Source organism: Streptomyces endocoffeicus (genome assembly GCF_016741935.1).
Lineage (GTDB): Bacteria > Actinomycetota > Actinomycetes > Streptomycetales > Streptomycetaceae > Streptomyces > Streptomyces endocoffeicus.
Window position 1 is genome coordinate 43,544 of sequence record NZ_JAERRG010000031.1, and the last position, 20,766, is coordinate 64,309.

General features: G+C 69.5%; 19 protein-coding genes and 5 pseudogenes. 13 read left to right on the forward strand and 11 right to left on the reverse strand.

Annotated features, from left to right (window positions below; genetic code table 11):
- Nucleotides 1-290 precede the first annotated feature (290 nt).
- Nucleotides 291-371 (forward strand): annotated as a pseudogene (locus JK364_RS44690) (IS5/IS1182 family transposase); the annotation flags it as partial.
- 13 nt (nucleotides 372-384) lie between these two features.
- Here JK364_RS44690 and JK364_RS44695 read toward each other — a convergent pair.
- Together JK364_RS44695 and JK364_RS44700 are read right to left on the reverse strand one after the other, a co-directional pair.
- The gene (locus JK364_RS44695) at nucleotides 385-786 is read right to left on the reverse strand and encodes a hypothetical protein (protein ID WP_201857240.1); all 402 of its coding nucleotides are present in this window, start codon (nucleotides 784-786) and stop codon (nucleotides 385-387) included.
- 91 nt (nucleotides 787-877) lie between these two features.
- Complete coding sequence (locus JK364_RS44700; protein ID WP_201857183.1) at nucleotides 878-1,810, reverse strand: GlxA family transcriptional regulator; 933 nt, start codon at nucleotides 1,808-1,810, stop codon at nucleotides 878-880.
- Between the two features lie 71 nt (nucleotides 1,811-1,881).
- On the opposite strand from JK364_RS44700, the gene JK364_RS44705 reads away from it, so the two are divergent.
- From JK364_RS44705 to JK364_RS57775, 3 genes and pseudogenes are all read left to right on the forward strand, one after another.
- Nucleotides 1,882-2,556 carry an HD domain-containing protein gene (locus JK364_RS44705; protein ID WP_201857184.1) on the forward strand — a complete coding sequence of 225 codons (675 nt, stop codon included), beginning with the start codon at nucleotides 1,882-1,884 and terminating at the stop codon, nucleotides 2,554-2,556.
- A 48-nt stretch (nucleotides 2,557-2,604) separates the two neighbouring features.
- Nucleotides 2,605-2,946 (forward strand): annotated as a pseudogene (locus JK364_RS44710) (Rid family hydrolase); the annotation flags it as partial.
- A gap of 186 nt (nucleotides 2,947-3,132) precedes the next feature.
- Nucleotides 3,133-3,240, forward strand: a pseudogene (locus JK364_RS57775) (DUF6000 family protein); the annotation flags it as partial.
- A 117-nt stretch (nucleotides 3,241-3,357) separates the two neighbouring features.
- Here JK364_RS57775 and JK364_RS44715 read toward each other — a convergent pair.
- From JK364_RS44715 to JK364_RS44725, 3 genes are all read right to left on the reverse strand, one after another.
- Nucleotides 3,358-4,659: an MFS transporter gene (locus tag JK364_RS44715; RefSeq protein ID WP_230993470.1), complete on the reverse strand. Its 1,302-nt coding sequence runs from the start codon at nucleotides 4,657-4,659 to the stop codon at nucleotides 3,358-3,360.
- A gap of 205 nt (nucleotides 4,660-4,864) precedes the next feature.
- Nucleotides 4,865-6,478 (reverse strand): long-chain-fatty-acid--CoA ligase, encoded by a 1,614-nt coding sequence (locus JK364_RS44720; protein ID WP_201857187.1) that lies wholly within the window; start codon nucleotides 6,476-6,478, stop codon nucleotides 4,865-4,867.
- Nucleotides 6,479-6,629: 151 nt separating this feature from the next.
- The gene (locus JK364_RS44725; RefSeq protein ID WP_201857188.1) at nucleotides 6,630-7,709 is read right to left on the reverse strand and encodes a beta-keto acid cleavage family enzyme; all 1,080 of its coding nucleotides are present in this window, start codon (nucleotides 7,707-7,709) and stop codon (nucleotides 6,630-6,632) included.
- A 253-nt stretch (nucleotides 7,710-7,962) separates the two neighbouring features.
- Between JK364_RS44725 and JK364_RS44730 the strand changes: the two genes are divergently transcribed.
- Together JK364_RS44730 and JK364_RS44735 are read left to right on the forward strand one after the other, a co-directional pair.
- Nucleotides 7,963-8,997: an AraC family transcriptional regulator gene (locus tag JK364_RS44730; RefSeq protein ID WP_201857189.1), complete on the forward strand. Its 1,035-nt coding sequence runs from the start codon at nucleotides 7,963-7,965 to the stop codon at nucleotides 8,995-8,997.
- Nucleotides 8,998-9,279: 282 nt separating this feature from the next.
- Nucleotides 9,280-10,194 carry a TauD/TfdA dioxygenase family protein gene (locus tag JK364_RS44735; RefSeq protein ID WP_201857190.1) on the forward strand — a complete coding sequence of 305 codons (915 nt, stop codon included), beginning with the start codon at nucleotides 9,280-9,282 and terminating at the stop codon, nucleotides 10,192-10,194.
- Between the two features lie 194 nt (nucleotides 10,195-10,388).
- Here JK364_RS44735 and JK364_RS44740 read toward each other — a convergent pair whose 3' ends face one another.
- Nucleotides 10,389-10,655 (reverse strand): hypothetical protein, encoded by a 267-nt coding sequence (locus JK364_RS44740; RefSeq protein WP_201857191.1) that lies wholly within the window; start codon nucleotides 10,653-10,655, stop codon nucleotides 10,389-10,391.
- A gap of 128 nt (nucleotides 10,656-10,783) precedes the next feature.
- Nucleotides 10,784-11,693 (reverse strand): annotated as a pseudogene (locus JK364_RS44745) (transposase); the annotation flags it as partial.
- Between the two features lie 100 nt (nucleotides 11,694-11,793).
- On the opposite strand from JK364_RS44745, the gene JK364_RS44750 reads away from it, so the two are divergent.
- The 4 genes from JK364_RS44750 to JK364_RS44765 all read left to right on the forward strand — a co-directional run bounded on the left by JK364_RS44750 (nucleotide 11,794) and on the right by JK364_RS44765 (nucleotide 14,591).
- A complete protein-coding gene (locus JK364_RS44750; RefSeq protein ID WP_201857192.1) occupies nucleotides 11,794-12,501 on the forward strand; it encodes a GNAT family N-acetyltransferase in 708 nt (235 codons plus the stop codon).
- A 181-nt stretch (nucleotides 12,502-12,682) separates the two neighbouring features.
- On the forward strand, nucleotides 12,683-13,183 hold the full coding sequence (locus JK364_RS44755) for a TetR/AcrR family transcriptional regulator (RefSeq protein ID WP_201857193.1): 501 nt from the start codon (nucleotides 12,683-12,685) through the stop codon (nucleotides 13,181-13,183).
- A 14-nt stretch (nucleotides 13,184-13,197) separates the two neighbouring features.
- Nucleotides 13,198-13,548 (forward strand): hypothetical protein, encoded by a 351-nt coding sequence (locus JK364_RS44760; RefSeq protein ID WP_201857194.1) that lies wholly within the window; start codon nucleotides 13,198-13,200, stop codon nucleotides 13,546-13,548.
- A 14-nt stretch (nucleotides 13,549-13,562) separates the two neighbouring features.
- A complete protein-coding gene (locus JK364_RS44765) occupies nucleotides 13,563-14,591 on the forward strand; it encodes an alpha/beta hydrolase (protein WP_201857195.1) in 1,029 nt (342 codons plus the stop codon).
- 159 nt (nucleotides 14,592-14,750) lie between these two features.
- On the opposite strand, the gene JK364_RS44770 is transcribed toward JK364_RS44765, so the two are convergent.
- The 3 genes from JK364_RS44770 to JK364_RS44780 all read right to left on the reverse strand — a co-directional run bounded on the left by JK364_RS44770 (nucleotide 14,751) and on the right by JK364_RS44780 (nucleotide 16,552).
- Nucleotides 14,751-15,167, reverse strand: coding sequence for a MerR family transcriptional regulator (locus tag JK364_RS44770; RefSeq protein WP_201857196.1), 417 nt, complete (start codon nucleotides 15,165-15,167; stop codon nucleotides 14,751-14,753).
- Between the two features lie 17 nt (nucleotides 15,168-15,184).
- Entirely contained in the window at nucleotides 15,185-16,186 is a 1,002-nt protein-coding gene (locus JK364_RS44775) for an MDR family NADP-dependent oxidoreductase (protein ID WP_201857197.1), read from the reverse strand.
- A gap of 153 nt (nucleotides 16,187-16,339) precedes the next feature.
- Nucleotides 16,340-16,552 carry a hypothetical protein gene (locus JK364_RS44780; protein WP_230993463.1) on the reverse strand — a complete coding sequence of 71 codons (213 nt, stop codon included), beginning with the start codon at nucleotides 16,550-16,552 and terminating at the stop codon, nucleotides 16,340-16,342.
- Nucleotides 16,553-16,614: 62 nt separating this feature from the next.
- Between JK364_RS44780 and JK364_RS44785 the strand changes: the two are divergent.
- Nucleotides 16,615-16,737: pseudogene (locus JK364_RS44785) on the forward strand (IS5/IS1182 family transposase); the annotation flags it as partial.
- 76 nt (nucleotides 16,738-16,813) lie between these two features.
- Here the strand turns inward: JK364_RS44785 and JK364_RS44790 are convergent.
- Nucleotides 16,814-17,785: an alpha/beta hydrolase gene (locus tag JK364_RS44790; RefSeq protein ID WP_201857198.1), complete on the reverse strand. Its 972-nt coding sequence runs from the start codon at nucleotides 17,783-17,785 to the stop codon at nucleotides 16,814-16,816.
- A gap of 341 nt (nucleotides 17,786-18,126) precedes the next feature.
- Here JK364_RS44790 and JK364_RS44795 point away from each other — a divergent pair, with 341 nt between their 5' ends.
- Nucleotides 18,127-19,998: an amidohydrolase gene (locus JK364_RS44795; RefSeq protein WP_230993471.1), complete on the forward strand. Its 1,872-nt coding sequence runs from the start codon at nucleotides 18,127-18,129 to the stop codon at nucleotides 19,996-19,998.
- A gap of 83 nt (nucleotides 19,999-20,081) precedes the next feature.
- Nucleotides 20,082-20,744 (forward strand): hydrolase, encoded by a 663-nt coding sequence (locus JK364_RS44800; RefSeq protein WP_201857200.1) that lies wholly within the window; start codon nucleotides 20,082-20,084, stop codon nucleotides 20,742-20,744.
- The last annotated feature ends 22 nt before the right edge of the window (nucleotides 20,745-20,766 follow it).

Below are 20,766 nucleotides of genomic sequence, written 5' to 3' on the forward strand. Positions count from 1 at the left end.
ATCCGCGCTGGCGATGCCGGTGCGGGCCAATAGGTTCACGGCATCCGGGCACATCCGGGCCCCTGACTCCGCACCCCTGACTCCGCACCCCTGGCTCCGTGTCCCTGGCTCCGTGTCCCTGGCTCCGTGTCCCTGACAGGCGCGGTCGAAGGGGGCCCGGTGCTGCCCATGGACTGTCGCGGACACCGTGCGGCCGGGCGGGATCAGGAAGCCGGGTCTTGCGTTGTGTGCTTCCCGTCGTCGTCGCCGTGCGCCTGGGCACACTCGGTCCGGAGCGATACGTCAGGAGCATGCCTACGCGACGTCCCTATCCCAGTGATCTGTCCGATGCCCGCTGGGTGTTGATTGAGCCGGTGCTGTCCGCCTGGCGCTTCGAGCTCGGCGTCACCACCACAGCGACCGCGGACGTCTGCCCCTGCCCCGGCGTCGCCTACCGGCTCCTCGGGAGCCGCGGCCGGACACCTTGCTGAGGACCAGCGTGCGGCCGGCCGGGTCGGTCAGGGTCAGCGCGGCTGACCCCGAGGAGGTGGACGATGCGGTGGCAGCGGCGGCGAACGCCTTCGAGCGGTACCGGGTGACGCCTGCCCCGGCAGGGCCTTCCGCACGCTCGGCCACTTCCGGGCCGGGCCGCAGGACTGCGGTGCCCCGGCCCCCATCCTGGGACCGCGGGTCCACCCCGACCGCGGCCGGAAACCACACCGGGTGATGTGGGTGGTGCGGCGCCAGCGCCTGCTCGGCGGACTCGAAGGCAGCCGCCCGGTCGCCGCCCGCAAGCTCGGCGGCCAAAGGCTTCCGACCTCGGCGACGGAGAGCGGGTGGACGACAGGCAAGTCCAGTGCCGAGTGGCATGAGGGTGGACCAGACGTTTCGGGCCATGTCAGTGCGTGAAGGCGCGGCGGTAGGCGGTGGGAGTGGTGCCCAGTGCGCGCCGGAAGTGCAGCCGCAGGTTGGCCGGCGTGCCCAGTCCGCAGTCCCGCGCCACCCGTTCCACCGAGTGGTTCGTGGTTTCCAGCAACTCCCGCGCCCTGCTGAGGCGGGCGTTGAGCAACCACTGCAATGGGGTCGTGCCCGTCTCCTCGGTGAACCGGCGCATGAAGGTGCGCTGCGAGAGACCCGCGTGCCGGGCGAGCACGCGGAGTGTGAGTGGCTCGCCGAGCCGTTCCAGGGCCCATTCCCGGGTACCGGACAGCGACGCCTCACCGGCCACCGCGACGGGAGCCGGCACGTACTGGGCCTGCCCACCGTCCCGGTGGGGGGCGGCCACCAGACCGCGGGCGATCTCGTTCGCCACCACCGCCCCCAGGTCACGGCGCACGAGGTGCAGACACAGGTCGATACCGCAGCACACCCCGGCCGAGGTGAGCACATCGCCCTCGTCGACGTAGAGCACGTCGCGGTCGACCGTGACGGCCGGGAAGCCCCGCTCGAGCTCATCGATGTGCTTCCAGTGGGTCGTGGCATGCAGCCCGTCCAGCACACCCGCCTCGGCAAGTGCGAAGGCGCCCGTGCAGATCGACACCACCCGCCGGTCTCGGTCACGGGCCTCGGCCAGCACGCCGAGCACGGCCTCCGGGGGCCGTAGAAGCGGTGCGTACCCCGGCACGATCACGGTGTCGGCCGCGCGCACCTGCTCCAGGTCCCCGTCGGCGACCAGAGCGAAGCCCGCCGTGGTGGCTACCCGCGAATCGAGCGCGCACAGGGTCATCTCGTAGGGGGTTTCCGGCCGGGTGGTGAAGATCTGCGTCGGGATCGCCAGGTCGAGCGGGGTGACCCCGTCCAGCACCAGGACCGCGACTCGATGCACTGTCATGGCAAGATTCTATCGAAGTGAGGAAATTTTGCCTCTCGCCAGGTCAGGGCGGTCACGGCCAGGCTGAAGACATGACCGGACCTACCCGCGAGGCGACCGCCGACCTGATCACGCTGCCCGGCACACCACTTGCCGACGCCATCATGGATCTCATCCGGCCGGTGGAAACGCCGTCCGTGCTCAACCACAGCATCCGCAGCTACCTGTTCGCCCGGCTGGCGGCCGGCCGCCTCGGCCTGACCGTCGGCCACGACTACCACGACGATCTGTTGTTCGCCGCGTGCGCGATGCACGACCTCGGTGTGGCATCGGACGGCCCGCACAAACAGCGGTTCGAGATCGAAGGCGCCGACCGGGCCGCCGCATTCCTCATCGACCGCGGAGTGCCCGCGGCCGACGCCGACCAGGTCTGGCAGGCCATCGCCCTGCACACCTCGCCCGGTATCGCGGAACGCCATGGCACGCTGTGCGTACTCGTCCGCGAAGGGGTCGCCCTCGACTTCGGCGGCCCGCTCGGAGCCGACCACGTCGACGCCGTCACCGATGAGCAGGCCGACGCCGTCCACGCCGCCTATCCACGGCTGGACATGATCCGCTCACTCACCGACGCGATCGTCGCGCAGGCCGCGAAGAACCCGAAGAACGCACCCCGGTACGCGATCCCCGGCGAATTCCTCCGCGAACGCGAGACCTTCGGCCGGACCCGGATGGAGCACGCCTGCCGTTCGTCCCGCTGGGGCAACTGACTCCACGGACTTCACGACCCCCGTCAACAAAGAGAAGGAAGTACCGCAATGACTGTCCACACCGTCGACGTCCCTGAGGACAATGCCGTCTTCGGGCAAACCACCAGCGCCTTCGCAGGCTTCGGCTATTCCGCCGCGGTCCGCGCGCACGGCCTCCTGTTCATCGCGGGAACGATCGGTCGCCGTGCCGACGGAACCATCCCGGACACCATCGAGGAGCAGACCGAGATCGCTATCCGGAAGATCGAGGAGATCCTTCGATTGGAGCACCTAGACCTGTCCGCCCTCGTCGACGTCACCAGCTACCACGTCGACATCCGCCAGCACCTCCCCGGCTTCATCGAGGCCAAACAGCGCCTCGTCAAGGCGCCCTACCCGACCTGGACGATCATCGGGGTCAGCGGCCTCGCCAGCCCGGGACTCCTCGTCGAAATCCGCGCGACCGCCGCGTACGCCGCTACGTCACACCCGGTCGGCGGTACCTCAAACTCGGTGGCAGCCTCCTCGGCATGAGCCGGCGCGAACGCGGCGAATTCACGCGAAAGCTGGGCGAGGCCGCCGGCCGGATCGGCCCCCGTGGGGCATTCCGCTCGGTGGAGGGGGCGCGAGCGCAAGACGGCGGCCTGGCTCATCGCCGTTGCCGGCAGAACCGAGTTCGGCGGACACATCGGCGAACTCCTGCTCGCCGGCGAAGGGCCCTACGCAGGGCAGGCCTACCGCATCGCTCTCGCCACCTCCGGCACGCTCCTGTTGCTCGGCGCCAGGCTCCGTGCCGGCCGGGCGGCCCGGTTCCTCGCCCTCTCACGCATCGGCTTGGGGTGGTTGTCCATCAGGAATTCCCAGCGCTCTTTGGTGCGGGGCGTTACCGGACCGCTGCCATCGCCGCACGGCGGCGAGGTCGTTCGCGTACGTCCGTGCGCCGCGCCAGAAGGCCACAGCCGCGATGGCGCAGAACAGCGGCATCACCGCCAGTGCGGTCCGCAGGCCGAAGGCGTCGGAGATCAGCCCGGTCAGGACGGGGCCAACGGCCAGTCCGAGCAGGTTCTGAACGACCACCACCATGCCGACGGCGGTAGCGCGCACCCGGGGGTGGACGACGTCGACCACCACCGCCGGGGCCGTGCCGAGTGCGGCCGCGAGCGGGAATCCGGCGGCGACGACCAGTGCGAACTGGGCGCTCCCCGGCCGCAGCGCGCCGAAGGCGGCAGTCAGCAGAATCCAGGTCGCCGCGGCCATCACGGCTGGGACGACAAGCTTGCGCCGCGGGCTGGTCCCGCCGAGCCGGTCGGCCAGGTGACCGAGGGCGACAGCCCCGACGGCACCGGCAAGGATCACCAGCGCGGCTTTCGCACCGGAGGCGGCCGAGGACAGGCCGTAGGCGCGGTTCAGATAGGTGGGCAGCCATGTGTAGAGGGTGGACAGTACGACGAGGTTGAGGGCTCCGCCGAGATAGCACCACATGGCCGTGCGCGCCTGGTACAACTCCCGCAAGGTCGTGCCCAGCGTCGGCCGGGCCTCGGCGGTCGGGGACCCGCCCGCCGAGGCGCCTGCGCCGGTGTCCGGCGTGGCAGGTACGCGGTAGTCGCGCACCTTCAAGAACAGCACGGCCAGCAGGAGCCCGGGGGCTCCGAACGCGCCGAGGGTCACCCGCCAGCCAAACCGCCCGATCATCACGCCGCCGAGGACCACGCCCAGCACCGATCCCAGTGGGGCGGCCGCCTGGAACACGCTCAGCACGGTTGCCCGCAGCCGCTGCGGGAAGTAGGCGGACAGCAGTGCCGCGCCCGCCGGCCCGTAGCCGGCCTCCCCCACTCCCAGCAGCGACCGGGCCGCGAACAGCTGGGCATAGTTGCCCGAGACGGCAGACCACAGCGTCGCCAGGCTCCACACCCCACCCATGGCCGCGATCGACCTGACCCGGCCCCATCGGTCGGCCAGCCAGGCAATGGGAAGTGCGCAGACGGCCATCGTGATCGACACAGTCGAGACCAGGGCCCCCAGGGCGGTGTCCGACAGTCCCCACTCCTTCTTCAGATACGGGAAGGTCGAGACGATGATCTGCCGGTCGATGTAGTCGGTGGCGCCCAGCGCCACCGCCATCATCGCCACGCCCCAGGCATACCGCCGGGATACCAGGTGGGCAGCAGAACCGGAAGCGTCCAATACCAGCGGCGGCTCACTACGCCACGACAACGAGCCCATCAACATGCTCCAGCCTGGTACTTGATGGTTGGTGATATCTGGTGAGGAGGTCAGTCGGGTGAAACCCGTCACCCGTAACGCCGCAGTGTTGTGCGGCGGGCAGTGACTACGACCGGTTGGGTGACGCCGTTTCGGTGCGCAGTTCTCGCTTGAGGATCTTCCCGGTGGCGTTCATGGGAAGGGTGTCGCGGAACTCGACCAGGCGGGGGTACTTGTAGCCGGCCATCGTCTCCCGGCACCAGGCGACGAGGGCGTCCTCGGTGATCTGCGCGCCCGGCGCCGAGACGACGTATGCCTTGATCTCCTCGCCGTGGCTGTGGTGGGGTACCCCGACCACGGCGGCCATGCTGACGGCCGGGTGGGAGTGCAGGACCTCTTCGATCTCGCGCGGGTAGACGTTGAAGCCACCACGGATGATCATGTCTTTGGCGCGGTCGACGATGTAGAGCCAGCCGTCCTCGTCACGGCTGGCCAGGTCGCCGGTACGGAGCCAGCCGTCGCGCATGACTTCGGCGGTGGCCTCGGGCCTCCGGTAGTAGCCTCGCATCACGTTGTGGCCGCGGACGGCGATCTCTCCGAGCTCGCCGGCGCCGACCGGAGTCCAATCGTCCGCGACCAGTTCCACCGCCACGCCCCAGACCGGCTTGCCGATGGAACCCGGTCGTACCTCGCCGTCCCTGGGCGTGAAGGTCGTCACGGGGCTGGTCTCCGACAGGCCGTAGCCTTCTCGGATCACCGTCCCGAAGCGGCGGCGGAAGCTGCGGTGGATCTCCACCGGTAGCGCTGCTCCGCCTGACACCGCGCTGCGCAGGTGCTGCGCGGCCACCGTCGCGTCGGCGTCGGTGTCGGTGTCGGTGACGCCTTCGCCGAGGAGCGCCCAGTACATGGTGGGCACGCCCGCGAAGAAGGTGACCCGATGCCGGTGCATCAGGGACAGCGCGCCGCGGGCGTCGAAGCGTGGCATCAGCACCAGGGTCGCCCGGGCCGCGAGGCCGGCGTTCAACTGCACGGTCTGGCCGAAGGTGTGGAACAGCGGCAGCGCGACCAGGTGCACGTCGTGCTCGACCTCACCGAAGAGCTTGTGACAGGTCAGGGCGTTGAGAGCCATGTTGGCGTGGGTGAGTTCAGCGCCCTTGGGCTGCCCGGTGGTACCCGAGGTGTAGAGGATGACGGCGGTGTCGCCCGGCTCGGTGACCCGCGCGGTGAACTCACGGCTGTGGCTCTCGAGCGCGGCGGCGAGGGTCACGGCACCCGGGAACGCGGACACGGTGGCGGGGTCGGCGGTGGCGGGGTCGGCGGTGACGAGGAAGAAGTCCCGGCAGCCTTCGATCTCGTTGAATCCGGCCCACCCTTCCTGCCCGAGCGGCAGTTCGGCACTCCCCTCGAAACAGAAGTAGGCCCTGGCATCGGAATCGGAATCGGAATCGGAATCGGAGAGGTGGTACGCGATCTCCCGCCGCTTGAGCAACACGTTGAGCGGGACGACGACCGCGCCGGCCTTGAGGATGCCGTAGTAGATGACGGGGAACTGCGTGATGTTGGGGCACGACAGCGCGACCTTGTCGCCCGGTCCGATACCGCGCGAGACGAGGAGGTTGGCCACCTGGTCGGCCTCGGCGTCGAGTTGAGCATAGGTGAGGGTCTGGTTGCCCGAGACGACCGCCAGGCGGACAGGTACGGCGCGGGCGCTGTCCTCGAGCATCACGGCGAGGTTGAGCATCGGGTCTCCCGGTCTTCGGTGCGGTGATTCGTTCCGGGGGGGGTGGCGACGGCCGCCCCCGGCGTGGGGGGCGGCCGGCTGTCCGGGCCGTGGGCGGATCACGCCGGCCTCCGGTCGCGGGCCGGCGAACCGCGGCGTGTGCGGCTCCCCCTCAGACGAGCGTCTCGGTGCGGACCGGAGCACGGTGACGCAGCGGGACACCGCGCTCGCCGGGGCGGCGATTGGGGGGCAGACCCAGGTATTCCAGGGTCTCTTCCGCCGTCTGCCAGTACTCCCCGATGCGATAGATGCGCTTGGCCTCCTCGGCGCCGGCCACGTCGCGGCCTAGTTCGTCGGCGATGCGGACGATCTGTTCGACCTGCTGCACGGAGGTGATGCGTTCCTTGCACGGGGCCCACAGGTTGTCCTCGATGCCGACACGCACATGCAGGCCCAGCGCGATCGCGATCGTGTTCAGGGGGAGTGTGGAGCGCATGATGCTCTCGATGGTGAGCACCGCGCCGTCGGGGGTGCGGCGCGCGAACTCGACCAGGTCGGTGGGGTGGAAGCCGGAGGCGCCGCCGCCGATGGCGACGTAGTTGAGGTTGAGCGGGCCGGTGTAGATCCCGGCGCGGATCAGCCGCTCAACGGTCTCCAGCTGCGGAACGTGCCCGAGCATGAAGTGCGGCTGGATGCCACCCGCGGTGAGCCGCTTGAGGTGCTCCAGGTAGAACTCGGGTCCGGCATCGAGGACCATGTCGCGGTACGCCGTGTACAGCAATGGATTCCGCATGGAGGTGCCCGCGATGTCCTCGTCGGTCAGCAGCTCGACGACGTTCATCTGCGAGGTGTTGATCGCGATGGTCACCTGGTCCGGCTTGGGCTCGAGCTCGGCCAGCAGGTGCCGGGTGTCGTAGTCGAGCCACTTGGCGGCGTCGCCGGTGTTCTCGGGTGCGAACGAAATGGACCCGCCGACCTGCAAGATCATCTCCGGCACCGCGGCACGCAGCCGGGCGAGCATCTCGTTGAACATCGACAGCCGCTTCGAGCCGCGGCCGTCCAGTTCGCGCACGTGGATGTGCAGCAGCTGCGCGCCGGCGTTGTAGCAGTCCACCGCCTTCTGGATCTGCTCGTCCATCGTCACGGGAATGTCGTCGGAGTCGCCGGGCAGCCACTCCGGACCGTACGGGGCGACCTGGATGACCAGCTTCTCCTGGTTCTCCGGGAACAGTGAGTCGTCGAGGAAGTGCATACGCGGTCTCCTTCGAATCGGTGTGGAACGGCAACAGCGCGCTGGTCGGTAGCCGTGGGCGGGTAGGGAGATCAGTACTGCTCGGGCGCTCCCGCGAAGGCACCCTCCCGGACAACGCGCCGGGAGAGACACCCGCCCGGTAGCTGAACGGTAGGCAGTCCGCCCGGCCACCGCTTGATTCTGCGGGGCGCGTGACTTACTAATTTGGGATACTCGCTTACCGCGCCGGGAAAGAGTGCGACTGGAGCACCTCATGGGACCCCTCGTCCGTACCGCAGCGCTGAACGGCTACGTCGAGCTGTGCCACACCCTCGGCATCGACCCGCGAGCCCTGATCAAGCGTGTCGGCCTGGACGTCGCCGGGCTCGCCGCACAGGACCGGTGGATCTCCGGCGCGGCCGTCGTCGAGTTGCTCGAGCTCTCGGCCGCCGCCGCGGGCCACGAGGACTTCGGCCTCCGCCTGGCAGAGTCCCGGCGTCTGTCCTCCCTCGGACCGATCGGCCTCGTCGTGCGGGAGGAACCCGATGTCCGCAGCGCAGTGGGCCTCCTACTGCAGCACGAGCACATGTTCAACGAGGTGCTGCACTCCCGGCTGTCCGAGCACAACGGCCTGGCCACCCTCAAGGTGGAGCTGCGACTGGACGAGGCGATGCGGACGCGCCAGGCCGCCGAACTCGTGATAGCCGCACTTCACCTCTTGCTGCGCGGCCTCACCCCCCAATGGCAGCCACTCTCGGTGTGCTTCGAGCACACGGCACCGGCGGACGCCACCACACACCGGCGCGTCTTCGGCCCGGTTCTGGACTTCGGCCGGGAGTTCCACGGGATCGTCTTCTACGCCAGCGCCCTCGACGCCCCCAACGCACTGTCCGATCCCCAGCTGCGCACCTATGCCCGGCAGTACTTCGAGTCCATCGCGGCGCCGCGGCAGGACACGACACTCCCGGACCGGGTGCGCGAGCTGATCGAGGTGCTGCTGCCGACCGGGCGGTGCTCGGCCGAGCAAGTCGCCCGAAGCCTCGGAGTAGACCGGCGCACCATGCATCGTCGCCTGGCCCACTCCGGCGACACCTACACCTCCCTGCTCAACGCCACGCGCATGCACCTCGCCAAGCGGTTTGTCGCGTACCCACGGCGTTCGCTCACCGAGGTCGCCCATCTGCTGGGATTCTCCATGCCGAGCGCGTTCTCGCATTGGTTCAAGGAGCAGTTCGGCTGCAGCCCGAGCGAGTGGCGCAACCAACGCGGCACGAGCAGCAACACGGACGCAGAAGCAGACGCGGTCTGAGCGCGGCTGAGCGTCGCCGGTTGCCGGGTTCGCCGCGAGTCCCCAGACAGCAAGCCCTCTGTCTCCGCGAATCAAGCAGTGACGCAGGCGAAGGACCTACCTTGTCAGCACCGGACACGGTGGTCGGCCGATCCCTCCAGATCAACCAGCGCTACGCGCCGCCGTGCCGGAGGACCTGGGGCGAGGTGAGTCATCATCCACCCTCGCCCTTGGGTCAACTCCGGGCGTCACAAGGTCCGTTCGAACCGGCCAGACCGCCAACCTCTCCCAGGAAGGACCCGCATGAACCAGGTTGCCAGCACCGGCACGGGTGCACCCGCGCTGGTACGCTCCGAGGTCCTCGGCTCGATCAAGGTCGAGCAGCTGACCTGTTCCATCGGCGCGCAGCTCCACGGCGTCGACCTCGCTGACTCCGTGCATGACGACGACCTGTTCGCCGAGATCAAGACTCTGCTGCTCCGCCACAAGGTGCTTTTCCTGCGTGACCAGACCTTCACCCGCGCCGAGCACGTGGCCTTCGCCGAGCGCTTCGGCCCGCTGCGGAACCACCCGGTCACTGGCAGCGATCCCGACCACCCCGGCCTGGTCCACATCCACCACGGTCCGGACGTCAAGCGCATGCAGTACGAGAACGCCTTCCACACCGACGGGTCCTGGCGCGAGGATACGTCCATGGGCGCCGTACTGCGCTGCGTCAAGTGCCCGCCGGTGGGCGGTGACACGATCTGGGTCAACATGGTCCAGGCGTACGAGCGGCTGCCAGAACACATCAGGACCCAGATCGAGGACCTCCGCGCCCGGCACAGCATCGAGGCGTCGTTCGGCGCGGTCCTGCCGATCGAGCAGCGGCACAAGCTGAAGGCCCAGTTTCCCGACGCCGAGCACCCGGTGGTGCGCATCCACCCCGAGACCGGCGAGAAGCTCCTCTACGTCAACAGCTTCACCACCCACCTCGTCAACTTTGTCACCCCTGACCATGTCCGCTTCGGACAGGACTACGCGCCGGGCGCAAGCGACCTGCTGCACTACCTGATCAGCCAGGCGAGGATCCCCGAGTACCAGGTGCGGTGGCGCTGGCAACCGAACAGCGTCGCCATCTGGGACAACCGCTCCACGCAGCACTACGCCGTCTACGACTACTGGCCCGCCGTGCGGGAGATGGAGCGCGCGGAAATGTTCGAAGAGAAGTACAACTGAACAACACCGGTGTTGCCGACGGCTGCCGGGCCGGGGTGAGGGCCTGATCCCGACAGCCGTCGCCCCGCAAGCCGCCGCCATCGCCAATGGCGCTGAGCGCACCGATGGATTCCCGCGACAGGTCTTCAACGAGCGCACCGCCAGACGACCTCGTGCACGGTTGGCCGTGGCACGTCGAAGGCTGCTGTAGCCGCTCAGCCGCTCAAATCCGCCAGCTCCCTCGTACGGACCCGGTCCAGCCCCTGCTCCGGCACCACCGCACGACGGCGCTGCCGGTCGGCCCGGCGGGCCTTGGCCGCGCGGTACTCCTTGGGAGAGCCGGGCAGGCCCTCCACGAAGGCGTACAGCAGCAGAGAGAAAAGGATCAGACCGCATGCCCGCAGGAATTGGCACCAGCCCGCCACCGTGGCATCGAAGCGCACGAGCTCGAGCGCCTTGTTCCGGACCCGTTTCGTCACCATCGCGATCAGCGTATGCGTCGGCCTCTCCAACTCACCATCTCGTGAGCGCACTCCGCCTACGACGTGGGAGAAGCGCGGTGTCAGGATCGCGGGGCAACGGGTCACGCAGGCAGACGCAAGCGGGGCAAGGGGTGTCGTAAGTCCTGGACCAGCGGGCGGGCGAGCCGGAGCTGGGTGTGGGCGGCGATGACGAGCCAGGTCCACCGGTCGGCGGCCTCGGGGCTGCGGAGCCTGGGGGCGGTCCAGCCCAGGGTCTGCTTCATCATCCGGAAGGTGTGCTCGACGTCGAACCGTCGTAGGAACGCCTGCCACCATTGGTCGATGTCGGCCGCGGTCGCACCGGTCTTGGACCACCACAGCCAGACCGGCTTCGGCTCGGCGCCGGACGGCAGGTAGGACACCTCCAGCCGGATCACGGTGCCCTCGATAATGGGCAACTCAGCGGAGTGCTCGATCCACGCGGCCCGGCGAGTCAGCCGGGGGTGGAGCCGGTCCCATGCTTGCGCGGTCGTCGACCACCACCAGCACGTCTGGGTCGCCGTCCGTCCACTGGCCGGAGGCCACCAGCCGCTCGATGACCTCCCGGATCTGCGCGGTGGTCACCGCCGCAACGTCGGCGCCGGGCGCCAGCCGAACGGCGTCCAGGATCGCTGTCCACGACGTCCTCCCGGTCTCCAGCGCGGCAACGACCGAGTACGGCCAGCCCGGAATCATCAGGTGCTTGTTCTCGCCGTACCCGTATGTATGGCAAAAGCACCGGTCAGGGGCGGTGTCGGCGTCCGGACGCAGCCACGGTGAGATGTCCACCGCCAGGACTAGGCGCCCGCCAGCCGCCCTCGGCAACGGCACCGAGACCAGGGCCCGGCGCAGTCGGCCCACATCCACCCGGACCTGATTCAGGCCTGCGTAGAGAGCACCGTGCCCACGGCGGTGTTCTGGGGCCAGAGCCGGCCCTACCAGGGACCTCACCGGCCCGTCGGCACACAGGATCGCGTCGGTCAGCTCGAACAGCGCATCCCCGCGCCCTTGGTTGATCATCAGCGTCTCGACAGCGCACATGATCACACCAGGGCCGCACCACTGTCTCCTTGGAGAAAACTCTTCTGCCCAGGCCGTCCAGCGAAGCTAGCCTCTTGCCATGAGTTGGGACGAAGGACGCCTGCTGGCCCTGGAGATCGACGCGAACTACGGCCTCGCACCAGACCCGGACGCCCCGCAAGCAGCCCTCAGAGACCCTTCCCTGTTCGCGGTGTGGGCATGGTCCCCTCACGCACGTCTCCTGGCACTCTCGCCCGGACTCGCGCTCCCCAGCTCCATCGACGGCATGGAGCAGGAGTACAGCCCCGGTCGTCTACCCGACGCACTTCACTGTCTGGTCGCATCCCTTGACGACCGGACGGTGTCCGTCGAGGGCGGCCCGTGTTTCGTCTTCCCGGACCGTCTCGCCGTCCCAGACCCAGCGCCGCTGCCGATCATCGTCTCCACCGCCGACGGCCACCGCACCGCCCAACACCTGATCCGGCCGGACAACTGGCGGCCCGACGAGTGGAACGAACTGATCAGCGGGCGCATGGGTGAGTGGGCCATGGCCGTCCACGGCCGGGAGCCGGTGTCGATCTGCTTCACGCCCGCGTCGAGCGCCACCGCCGCAGAGGCAGGCATCTGGACCCGCCCCGACTTCCGCGGCAAGCGCCTCGCACCGACCGTCGTAGCCGCCTGGTCCCAGCGTGAGCACCGCAACAAGACCGTGCTCTTCTACAGCACCACCGCAGACAACCACGCCTCCCAATCCGTCGCCCGCGCACTCGGCCTCACCCCACTGGGCTGGATCTGGACCGCACGTTAAAAGACAAGCTGAGTACCTGTTTCTGATCCCCGGTTCTGAGTAACTCCCTGAAGCGGCTTGACACGACGCAGCAGTCTCGAGACTTCCCGCAACTTCTGGAAGACCGGGCCTCGAAGGGGATCAACGATTGAGGAACGATCGTTCTTGACTGATCGTTCCTCAACTGTCTACTGTAGTAGTCATGGGCAGGCCAAGAGCATTCGACGAGGACGAAGCAGTGCGTGCCGCCGTGGGCTTGTTCGGCGGACGGGCGTATGACGGTGTGTCCGTTGACGACCTCGTCACCCACCTCGGCGTGCACCGCAACAGCCTGTACAAGACGTTCGGCAGCAAGCGCGGCCTCTACCTGATCGCCCTGCGCCGCCACCTCGCCGACGACGTCCGCCCTTTGCTCGACGCCCTGGCCGGGGAATCGGACGCCGCGGCCGCGCTGCGACTCATCACCTCGGCCGACCTCGGCCTGCTTCTACTCGCAGCGATCGAACGCGCACCGGTCGACGAGGAGGTCGCCTCCGAGGTGACGGCCGCACTGACAGCCGTCGACCAGGCGATCGCCGACGCGCTCGGCGTTCCCGCCGACATGGCCACCGCGCTCACCGCCGCCGCGCTGGGCATCCTCCTGCGTGGCAACCCCGACAACGCCGTCAACGCGCTGGCCCAACGCCTCGTCCCTCTCACCTGAAAAGGGAACCCGACATGCCACTGATACGTATCGACGGCGACGACCTCGTCGTCGTGATCGAGGGTCTCGACAAGCTCTGGTCCTTCAAAGGCAGTCTGACCATCCCGCTGGCCAACGTCCGTGGCGCGACCGCCGACCCCGGTATCGCCAGCGAACCCAAGGGAATCCGCGCGCCGGGCTCCCGCGTACCCGGTGTGATCACCGCGGGCACATTCCATCAGGATGGTGAAAAGGTCTTCTGGGACGTCAGGGATCCGTCGAAGGCTGTCGTGATCGAACTCGCCGACGAGAGGTACGCACGCCTGGTTCTCCAGGTCGACGACCCTCGCGCGACTGTTGCTCTGGTCGAGAACGCCCTTGCCTGAAAGGAGGTAGGCCAATGTTTCGACACTTGGCAGCTGCTCTGATGGCACTGGCCGTCGTCACCGCCACCCCGGCCGCGGCGACGCCCGGTCTCGTGCCTGCCGCCGACCGCGAGGTCGTCTTCACGGCCGACGGTACGACCGTGTACGGCACCCTGCACGTTCCCGAGCATCGTGCCGGGCAACGGCTGCGGGCGGCACTGCTGCTGCCCGGCAGCGGACCCACCGACCGCGACGGCAACCAACCGCCCGGGTCCGCACCGGACACCCTGGCGCAGTTGGCCGACGCGCTCGACGGGGACGGAATCGTCACGCTGCGGTTCGACAAGTACGGCACCGGCCGCACCGGACTCGGCGCCTACCGGGACCACCCGGAAGAACTCGACTACCCGGCATTCGTCCGCCAGGCACGGACCGCCTACGAGTCGTTGCGCGATCAGCCGGAGACCAACCCGCACGCGCTGCTGATCGTCGGGCACAGCGAGGGCGCGATGACGGGACTGCTGCTGGGCGGCACCGTCCGCCCGCGCCCGGCCGGCCTGGCGCTTCTGCAACCGCAGGCGATCCGCATGCTGGACCTGGTCGCGCTCCAACTCAAGGCCCAGATCGCCGAAGCAACCAGGCAGGGCCAGTTCACTCCGGAGCAGCAACGCACCGTCAACGCGGCCATCGACGCTGCCGTCACCTCCCTGCGCGAACACCGACCGGTCGACGCCACCGACCTGCCCCCCGCGATCGCCCAGCTCTTCGAGGCGTTCCAAGGCCCCAACGCCCGGTTCGTGCTGAGCGATGACGCCGTCTACCCACCAGACACCGCCGCCGCACTCCGGCCGGGAAGCAAGGTGCTGCTGACGTGCGGCACGAACGACGCGCAGGTCCCCTGTGTCACAACGAACGCCCTGACGACCGCCCTGCGTCACGCGCATGCCGGTGGACCGGGCCGAGTGACGCTGCCGGGAGTGGACCATCTGCTGCACGACGCCGACCACCCGAACACGCTCGCGCCGCCCGTACTCGACGCCCTGCGCCGGTTCGCTCGACACTGACGCCGACCGAGGACGTCCCCCGACGCGTCGTTGGGGTGCCGGTAAGAACGCTGTCACCCGGTGATGCCCGGGGAGAACATCACCGCCCCTGACGGCCCTCAGCGCGATGAACTACCGAGGGATCGCAGGTCACAACCCCTCGGAGATCAGCACTCAAGCTCAGGTGCGGTCCCTCTGCCGCTGTGTGTGAGGAGGCGAGCCCGGGGCACTTTGCGGCATGCCTGCGGCTGCGGCGAGGTCCTGCCGTAGGTGTGTAAGGCGTGCGATCTCCGCGTCCAGGATTGCCAGGCGCTTGGCCACGACGTCACTGAACTCGCCGGGGCGGCTGCCACAGGATGGGGACGGCTGGTCCTGGACGAGGAGGTCCAGGCGGTGGGCGCGGCGGCGGATGTCCTCCAGGGTGAGGCCCAGAGCCAGAAGGTTGCGAATGACGCGGACACGGGCCACCTCGGCGGAGCCGTACTCACGTTGACCGGACGAGGTGCGTGGCGGGGGTCGAAGCAGGCCGCGGGCCTCGTACAGGCGCAGAGCGCGCGGTGTGGTTCCGGCTCCTGCCGCTGCCTCGCCGATCCGCATACCCGCTCCACCCTGTCCTACAACTCCACGATTGCCGCCCCGAAGGAGCGGCCGGCGATCAGTTGGGGCAACGCCCCCGGGGCGCGGTCCATTCCGCGGACCGGGGTGTACGGGAATTGGATGTCGCCCGCCCGCAGCCAATCCCCGAAGCGGGCCTCCCACTCCGCCTCGACATCCGTGTGGTCCACGCCGCTGTAGCCGGCGATCGTGATGCCCCTGGTCAGCAAACGGTAGGTGTCGAGCACAGTCGGCGCGCTCCCGCCCGCTCGGTCTGGGGACAGCTGACCGTCCAATGCGCCCACCAGGGCGAACCGGGCGCCCCGGTTCGCTGTGTGGACGGCGGCCGTCAGTTGTTCGCCGCCCACGGTGTCCAGGACGACGTCGATCCCGTCCGGCGCCGCCTTGGCGAGTTGTCTGTCGACCGGGGCTGCTCCGCGCAGCACGGTTGCGTCGTAACCGAGTTCCCGCTCCAGTCGCTGCGCCTTCTCCGGTGAGCCGGTGCTGCCGACCACCCGGGCGGCACCCAGTAGCCGGGCGATCTGGCCCGCCATGGTGCCCACTGCGCCGGCGGCGCCGGTCACGAACACGGTGTCCCCCTGTTGGACCCCGGCCAGCCGAGTCAGAGCGCCGTACGCCGCGGAGCCCTGGGCGAGGTGGGCCACCGGGTCGGGCAGGGTGCCGTCCAGCTGCCTGCACTCGGCGGTGGTGGGCGTCGCATAGTCCCGCCAGCCCTGAAGGTGCAGCACCAGCTGCCCCTTCTCCAGCGGCCCGTCGACCACCTCGCCGATAGCGGGGCCGAACAGGGTGTCGCCGGGGTGGAGCGGCGGCAGGGGGACATCGCGGGTCTCGCCTCCGATAAGGGTGCGCAAGCCCGGGAAGACGAGGAAATGGGTGTTGCGGACGAGTACCTGGCCGACCTCAAGACGAGGGATGGGGGCCTGTGCCAGGGTGAAGTCATCTGGAGTCGGCAATCCAGCGGGGCGGCGGACCAGACGCACAAGACGATGAGTCGTGTTCATGGCCGGACGCTAAGCCTTGACCCGTGGGTCAGGGGCAAGGCTCAGGGCCGACGAAGGTCGGTGGCCAGCGGGCGGGCGAGGCGGAGCTGGGCCTAGGCGGCGATCACCAGCCATGTCCACCTGTCGGCCGCCTCGGAGCTGCGAAGCCGGGGCTTAGTCGGCGCGAAGCCGGCCGAGGATCTCGACCGGCAGGTCGTTCAGCAGGGATCGAGTAGGGCCGCCGGGCACCATCCGGTGTTTGCCCTCGCCCCGGCCGAAGGTGTGGCAGAACGACCGGTCAGCGCAGGTATTGGCGTCCGGCCGCAGCCACGGCGAGACGTCCGCGGCCAGCACGGGCCGGCCGTCCGCAGCCCGCGGCAGCTGCATCGCGGTCAGTGCCCGGCGAAGCCGGCCGACGTCAATGGTTACGCCAGCCCGGCTTCCGGCATCCCATCGCCCGCAAAGGTGTCGAGTCTTCGCAGCGGCCGGGACGACATCGTTGGACCATCGAGCGCACCATGGCCTGGCTCGCAGGATGCCGCCGCCTCCACCGCCACTATGAGCGCAAGGCCCTCCTCCTCGAGGTGCCTCAGGCGCGGGTGGCCGTCGTGCGCGGACGGCTCGTTCGTGGTCACGCCGTCGCCCGGATCAGCCGGTGTACAGGGCTGCGTGCAGTGTGCGTACGGCCAGGGAGATGGCGGCCTCGGCGGCGTGCGTCTCACGCAGGGCGTTGAGCATCACGAAGTCGTGGATGATGCCCTGGACGCGGACGGCGGTGACGGACACGCCGGCCTCGCGCAGCTTGCCGGCGTATGCCTCGCCCTCGTCGCGCAGGACGTCGGCCTCGGCGGTGATGACGAGGGCCGGAGGCAGGTCCTTGAGCTGCTCGATGGTGGCGCGCAGCGGGGAGGCGGTGATCTGGTCGCGCTCGGCCTCGTCCGTCGTGTACTGGTCCCAGAACCACTGCATGCCGTCCCGGCGCAGAAAGTAGCCGGTGGCGAACTGGTGGTAGGAGTTGGTGTCGAAGCTCGCGTCGGTCACCGGGTAGAACAGCACCTGCTGGAGCAGCGGGACCCCGCCTCGCTCCTTCGCCATCAGGGTGAGGGCAGCGGCCATGTTGCCGCCGACCGAGTCACCGGCCACCGCGATCCGGGTGGCGTCCAGGTCCTTGGTCGCGCCCTGCTCCACGACCCATTGCGCTACGGTCCAGTTCTGCTCGATGGCGACCGGGTAGCGCACCTCGGGCGAGAGGTCGTACTCGGGAAAGACGACCGCGGCGTCGGCGCCGACGGCGAGTTCGCGCACCAGGCGGTCGTGCGTGTGGGCGTTGCCGAAGACCCAGCCGGCGCCGTGGATGTAGATGATCACCGGCAGGGTGCCCGTGGCGCCGGCGGGCTTCACGATGCGCGCCCGGACGGTGCCCGTGGGGCCGCCGGAAACCGTGATCCACTCTTCGTCGACCACCGGCTTGGCGATCTCGCCGGACTGCACCTCGTCGACGGCCTTGCGGCCGTCCGCCGGGGCGAGGTCGAAGAGGTAGGGCGGGTTGGCGGTGGCCTCGGCGAAGTCCTGGGCGGCGGGTTCGAGTACCGGCTTGACGGGCGTGCGGGCTTCGGACATGTGAGTCTCCTGGGATTGCGGGGGGCACACCGGTCGGTCCGGCGCTGCCGCGGCCCACCGTAGGAGCCCGGCGCGCCGGGCAGTAGCCCCCGAGCGCACTCTCGGCGGCCCCGCGGCGCACGCGCGGACCCGGTGCGCCGCGGACCCGGTGCGCGCGGGGCCGGTGCGCTGCGGGGCCGGTGCGCTGCGGGGCCGGTGCGAGTGCGCGCACGGGACACACCGCGGCTGGGACCGGCCCTAATGTGGGCTCGGCGGTCGCGGTTCACCTCTGATTCGATGGCGAACACGGACCCCGGAACCGCAATTCCCATCCCGGAGGGGGTCCCGCAAGCGTGTCCTCAATGCCGGTCGGCGGTCTGGTTCCTCAGGCCGTCGACGATCCCGCGGAACTCGTCGTCCGCAACGCGAAAATCCACACCGGAGACCCGAACCGCCCGCACGCGGGGGCGATGGCGATCCGCAACGGTGTGATCACGGTCGTCGGCGACGACAAGGACGTGGCCCCGCACGTCGGTTCGGCCACCAAGGTGGTCGACGCGCTCGGCAGACGGGTGGTCCCGGGCCTCAACGACGCCCATCTGCACGTGATCCGCGGCGGGCTCAACTACGTACTGGAGCTGCGCTGGGACGGGGTGCCCACGCTGCGGCAGGGCCTGGCGATGCTGCGCGAGCAGGCCGCGCGTACCCCCAAGGGTCAGTGGGTGCGGGTGGTGGGCGGCTGGTCGGCCGAGCAGTTCGCCGAACGGCGGCTGCCGACCGTCGCCGAGCTGAACGCGGCCGCCCCGGACACCCCGGTATTCGTCCTGCACCTGTACCAGTCGGCCGTCCTCAACCGGGCGGCGCTGAAGGCCGCCGGATTCGACAAGAACACCCCCGACCCGAGGGGCGGCCAGATCGTGCGTGGCCGGGACGGGGAACCGACGGGCATGCTGCTGGCCGCGCCCAGCGCCCTCATCCTCTATTCGACGCTGGCCAAGGCACCGATACTGGACCAGGAGCACCGGAAGTCCTCGACCCGGCACTTCCTGCGCGAGCTGAACCGGTTCGGGCTGACGTCCGCGATCGACGCGGCCGGCGGCTTCCAGAACTTCCCCGAGAACTACGGCACCGTCATCGAACTGGCCGAGGCCGGTGAGCTGTCGCTGCGCATCGCCTATCACCTCTTCCCGCAGACCGCGGGCCAGGAGGTGGCCGACCTCAGCCGCTGGATCGAGATGGCGGACTACGGGGACGGCGACGAATGGCTGCGTCTGAACGGCGCGGGCGAGAACCTCACCTGGGCGGCCGCCGACTTCGAGAACTTCAACCAGCCGCGTCCCGAACCCGACGACTACGAGCCGGAGTTCGAGAAGGCGGTGCGTCTTCTCATGGAGAACGGCTGGGGATTCCGGCTGCACGCCACCTACGACGAGACCATCCGCCGGGATCTCGCGGTCTTCGAGAAGCTGGCCGCCGAGGGCCTCTTCCCGGCCGGGAACCGATGGTTGTTCGACCACGGGGAGACCGTGTCGGCGGAGAGCCTCGACCGCGTGACCGCGCTCGGCGGTGCGATGTCCGTGCAGAACCGGCTGTCCTTCCAGGGCGAGGCATTCCTGCGCCGCTACGGTCCCGGTGCCGCCGCCGACGCCCCGCCCATCCGGGAGATGCTGGAGCGCGGGCTGACCGTGGCCGCCGGCACCGACGCCACCCGGGTCTCCACCTACAACCCATGGGTCGCCCTGCACTGGCTGATCAGCGGGCGCAACGCCGGTGACCTCGTGCTCCGCCCCCGGTCCAACCGTGTCGACCGGCAGACAGCACTGCGCATGTTCACCCGGGCCGGCGCCGAACTGACGGGTGAGGAGGGGGTCAAGGGCATCCTGCGCCCGGGCTTCTTCGCGGACCTCGCGATCCTCTCGGACGACTACTTCACCGTGCCCGAGCCGGAGATCGCCCACATCGAGTCGCTGCTCACGGTCACCGGCGGCCGGATCGTCTACGCCGCCGGCGAGTACGAGGGCCTCGACGAAGAGCTGCCGGCCATCACCCCCGGCTGGAGCCCGGTGGCGCACTTCGGCGGCTACCAGGCGGCCCCGCGCGGACCGGCGGGCGTACGCCAGGCGGAGGCGCTGGGCGAGGCCGTCGCCGAGTCCGGGCTGCACCGGGCTTGGCGGGTCCGGCGCGGCCTGATCCCGGACGGCGCCGCCACGCCGCCCGACCCCTGCTTCCTCTGAGACTCCCGGACGAAGGACGGCACGTGCGCCTCCTCCCTCCGGGGCACCATCCCACCCTTGTTCGCTGAGAAAGGTTCTTCGTCATGGTCGACATCGCCCGGGCAACCGCTGCTCCCAGCCCCGATCTGCTGACCCCCGACAACTGCGCCGTGCTGTTCGTGGACCACCAGCCGCAGATGTTCTTCGGCACCGCCAGCGGCGACCGCACCGCGATCGTCAACTCCACCCTGGGTCTGGCCAAGGCCGCCAAGGCGTTCGACGTGCCGGTCGTGCTGAGCACCGTGGCCGCCGAGTCCTTCTCCGGCCCGATCCTGCCGCAGCTCGCGGGCGTCTTCCCCGGCCAGAAGATCGTCGACCGCACCTCGATGAACGCCTGGGAGGACGCGCCGTTCGTCGAGGCGGTCAAGGCGACCGGTCGCGAGAAGCTCGTCATCGCCGGTCTGTGGACCGAGGTGTGCGTGGTTCTGCCGGCCCTGTCCGCCATCGCCCAGGGCTACGAGGTCTACGTGGTCGCCGACGCGTCCGGCGGTGTCACCCCGCAGGCCCATGAGCACGCCGTCCAGCGCATGGTCCAGGGCGGTGCCGTCCCGGTCACCTGGCTCCAGGTGCTCCTGGAGTTCCAGCGCGACTGGGCCCGCACGGAGACGTACGAGGCGACCACGAACGTGGTCAAGGAGCACGGCGGCGCCTACGGCCTCGGCCTGGTCTACGCCCAGACCATGATCGGCGCCGGCACCGCCGGCTGAGCGGACGTCACGGACGAGTCAG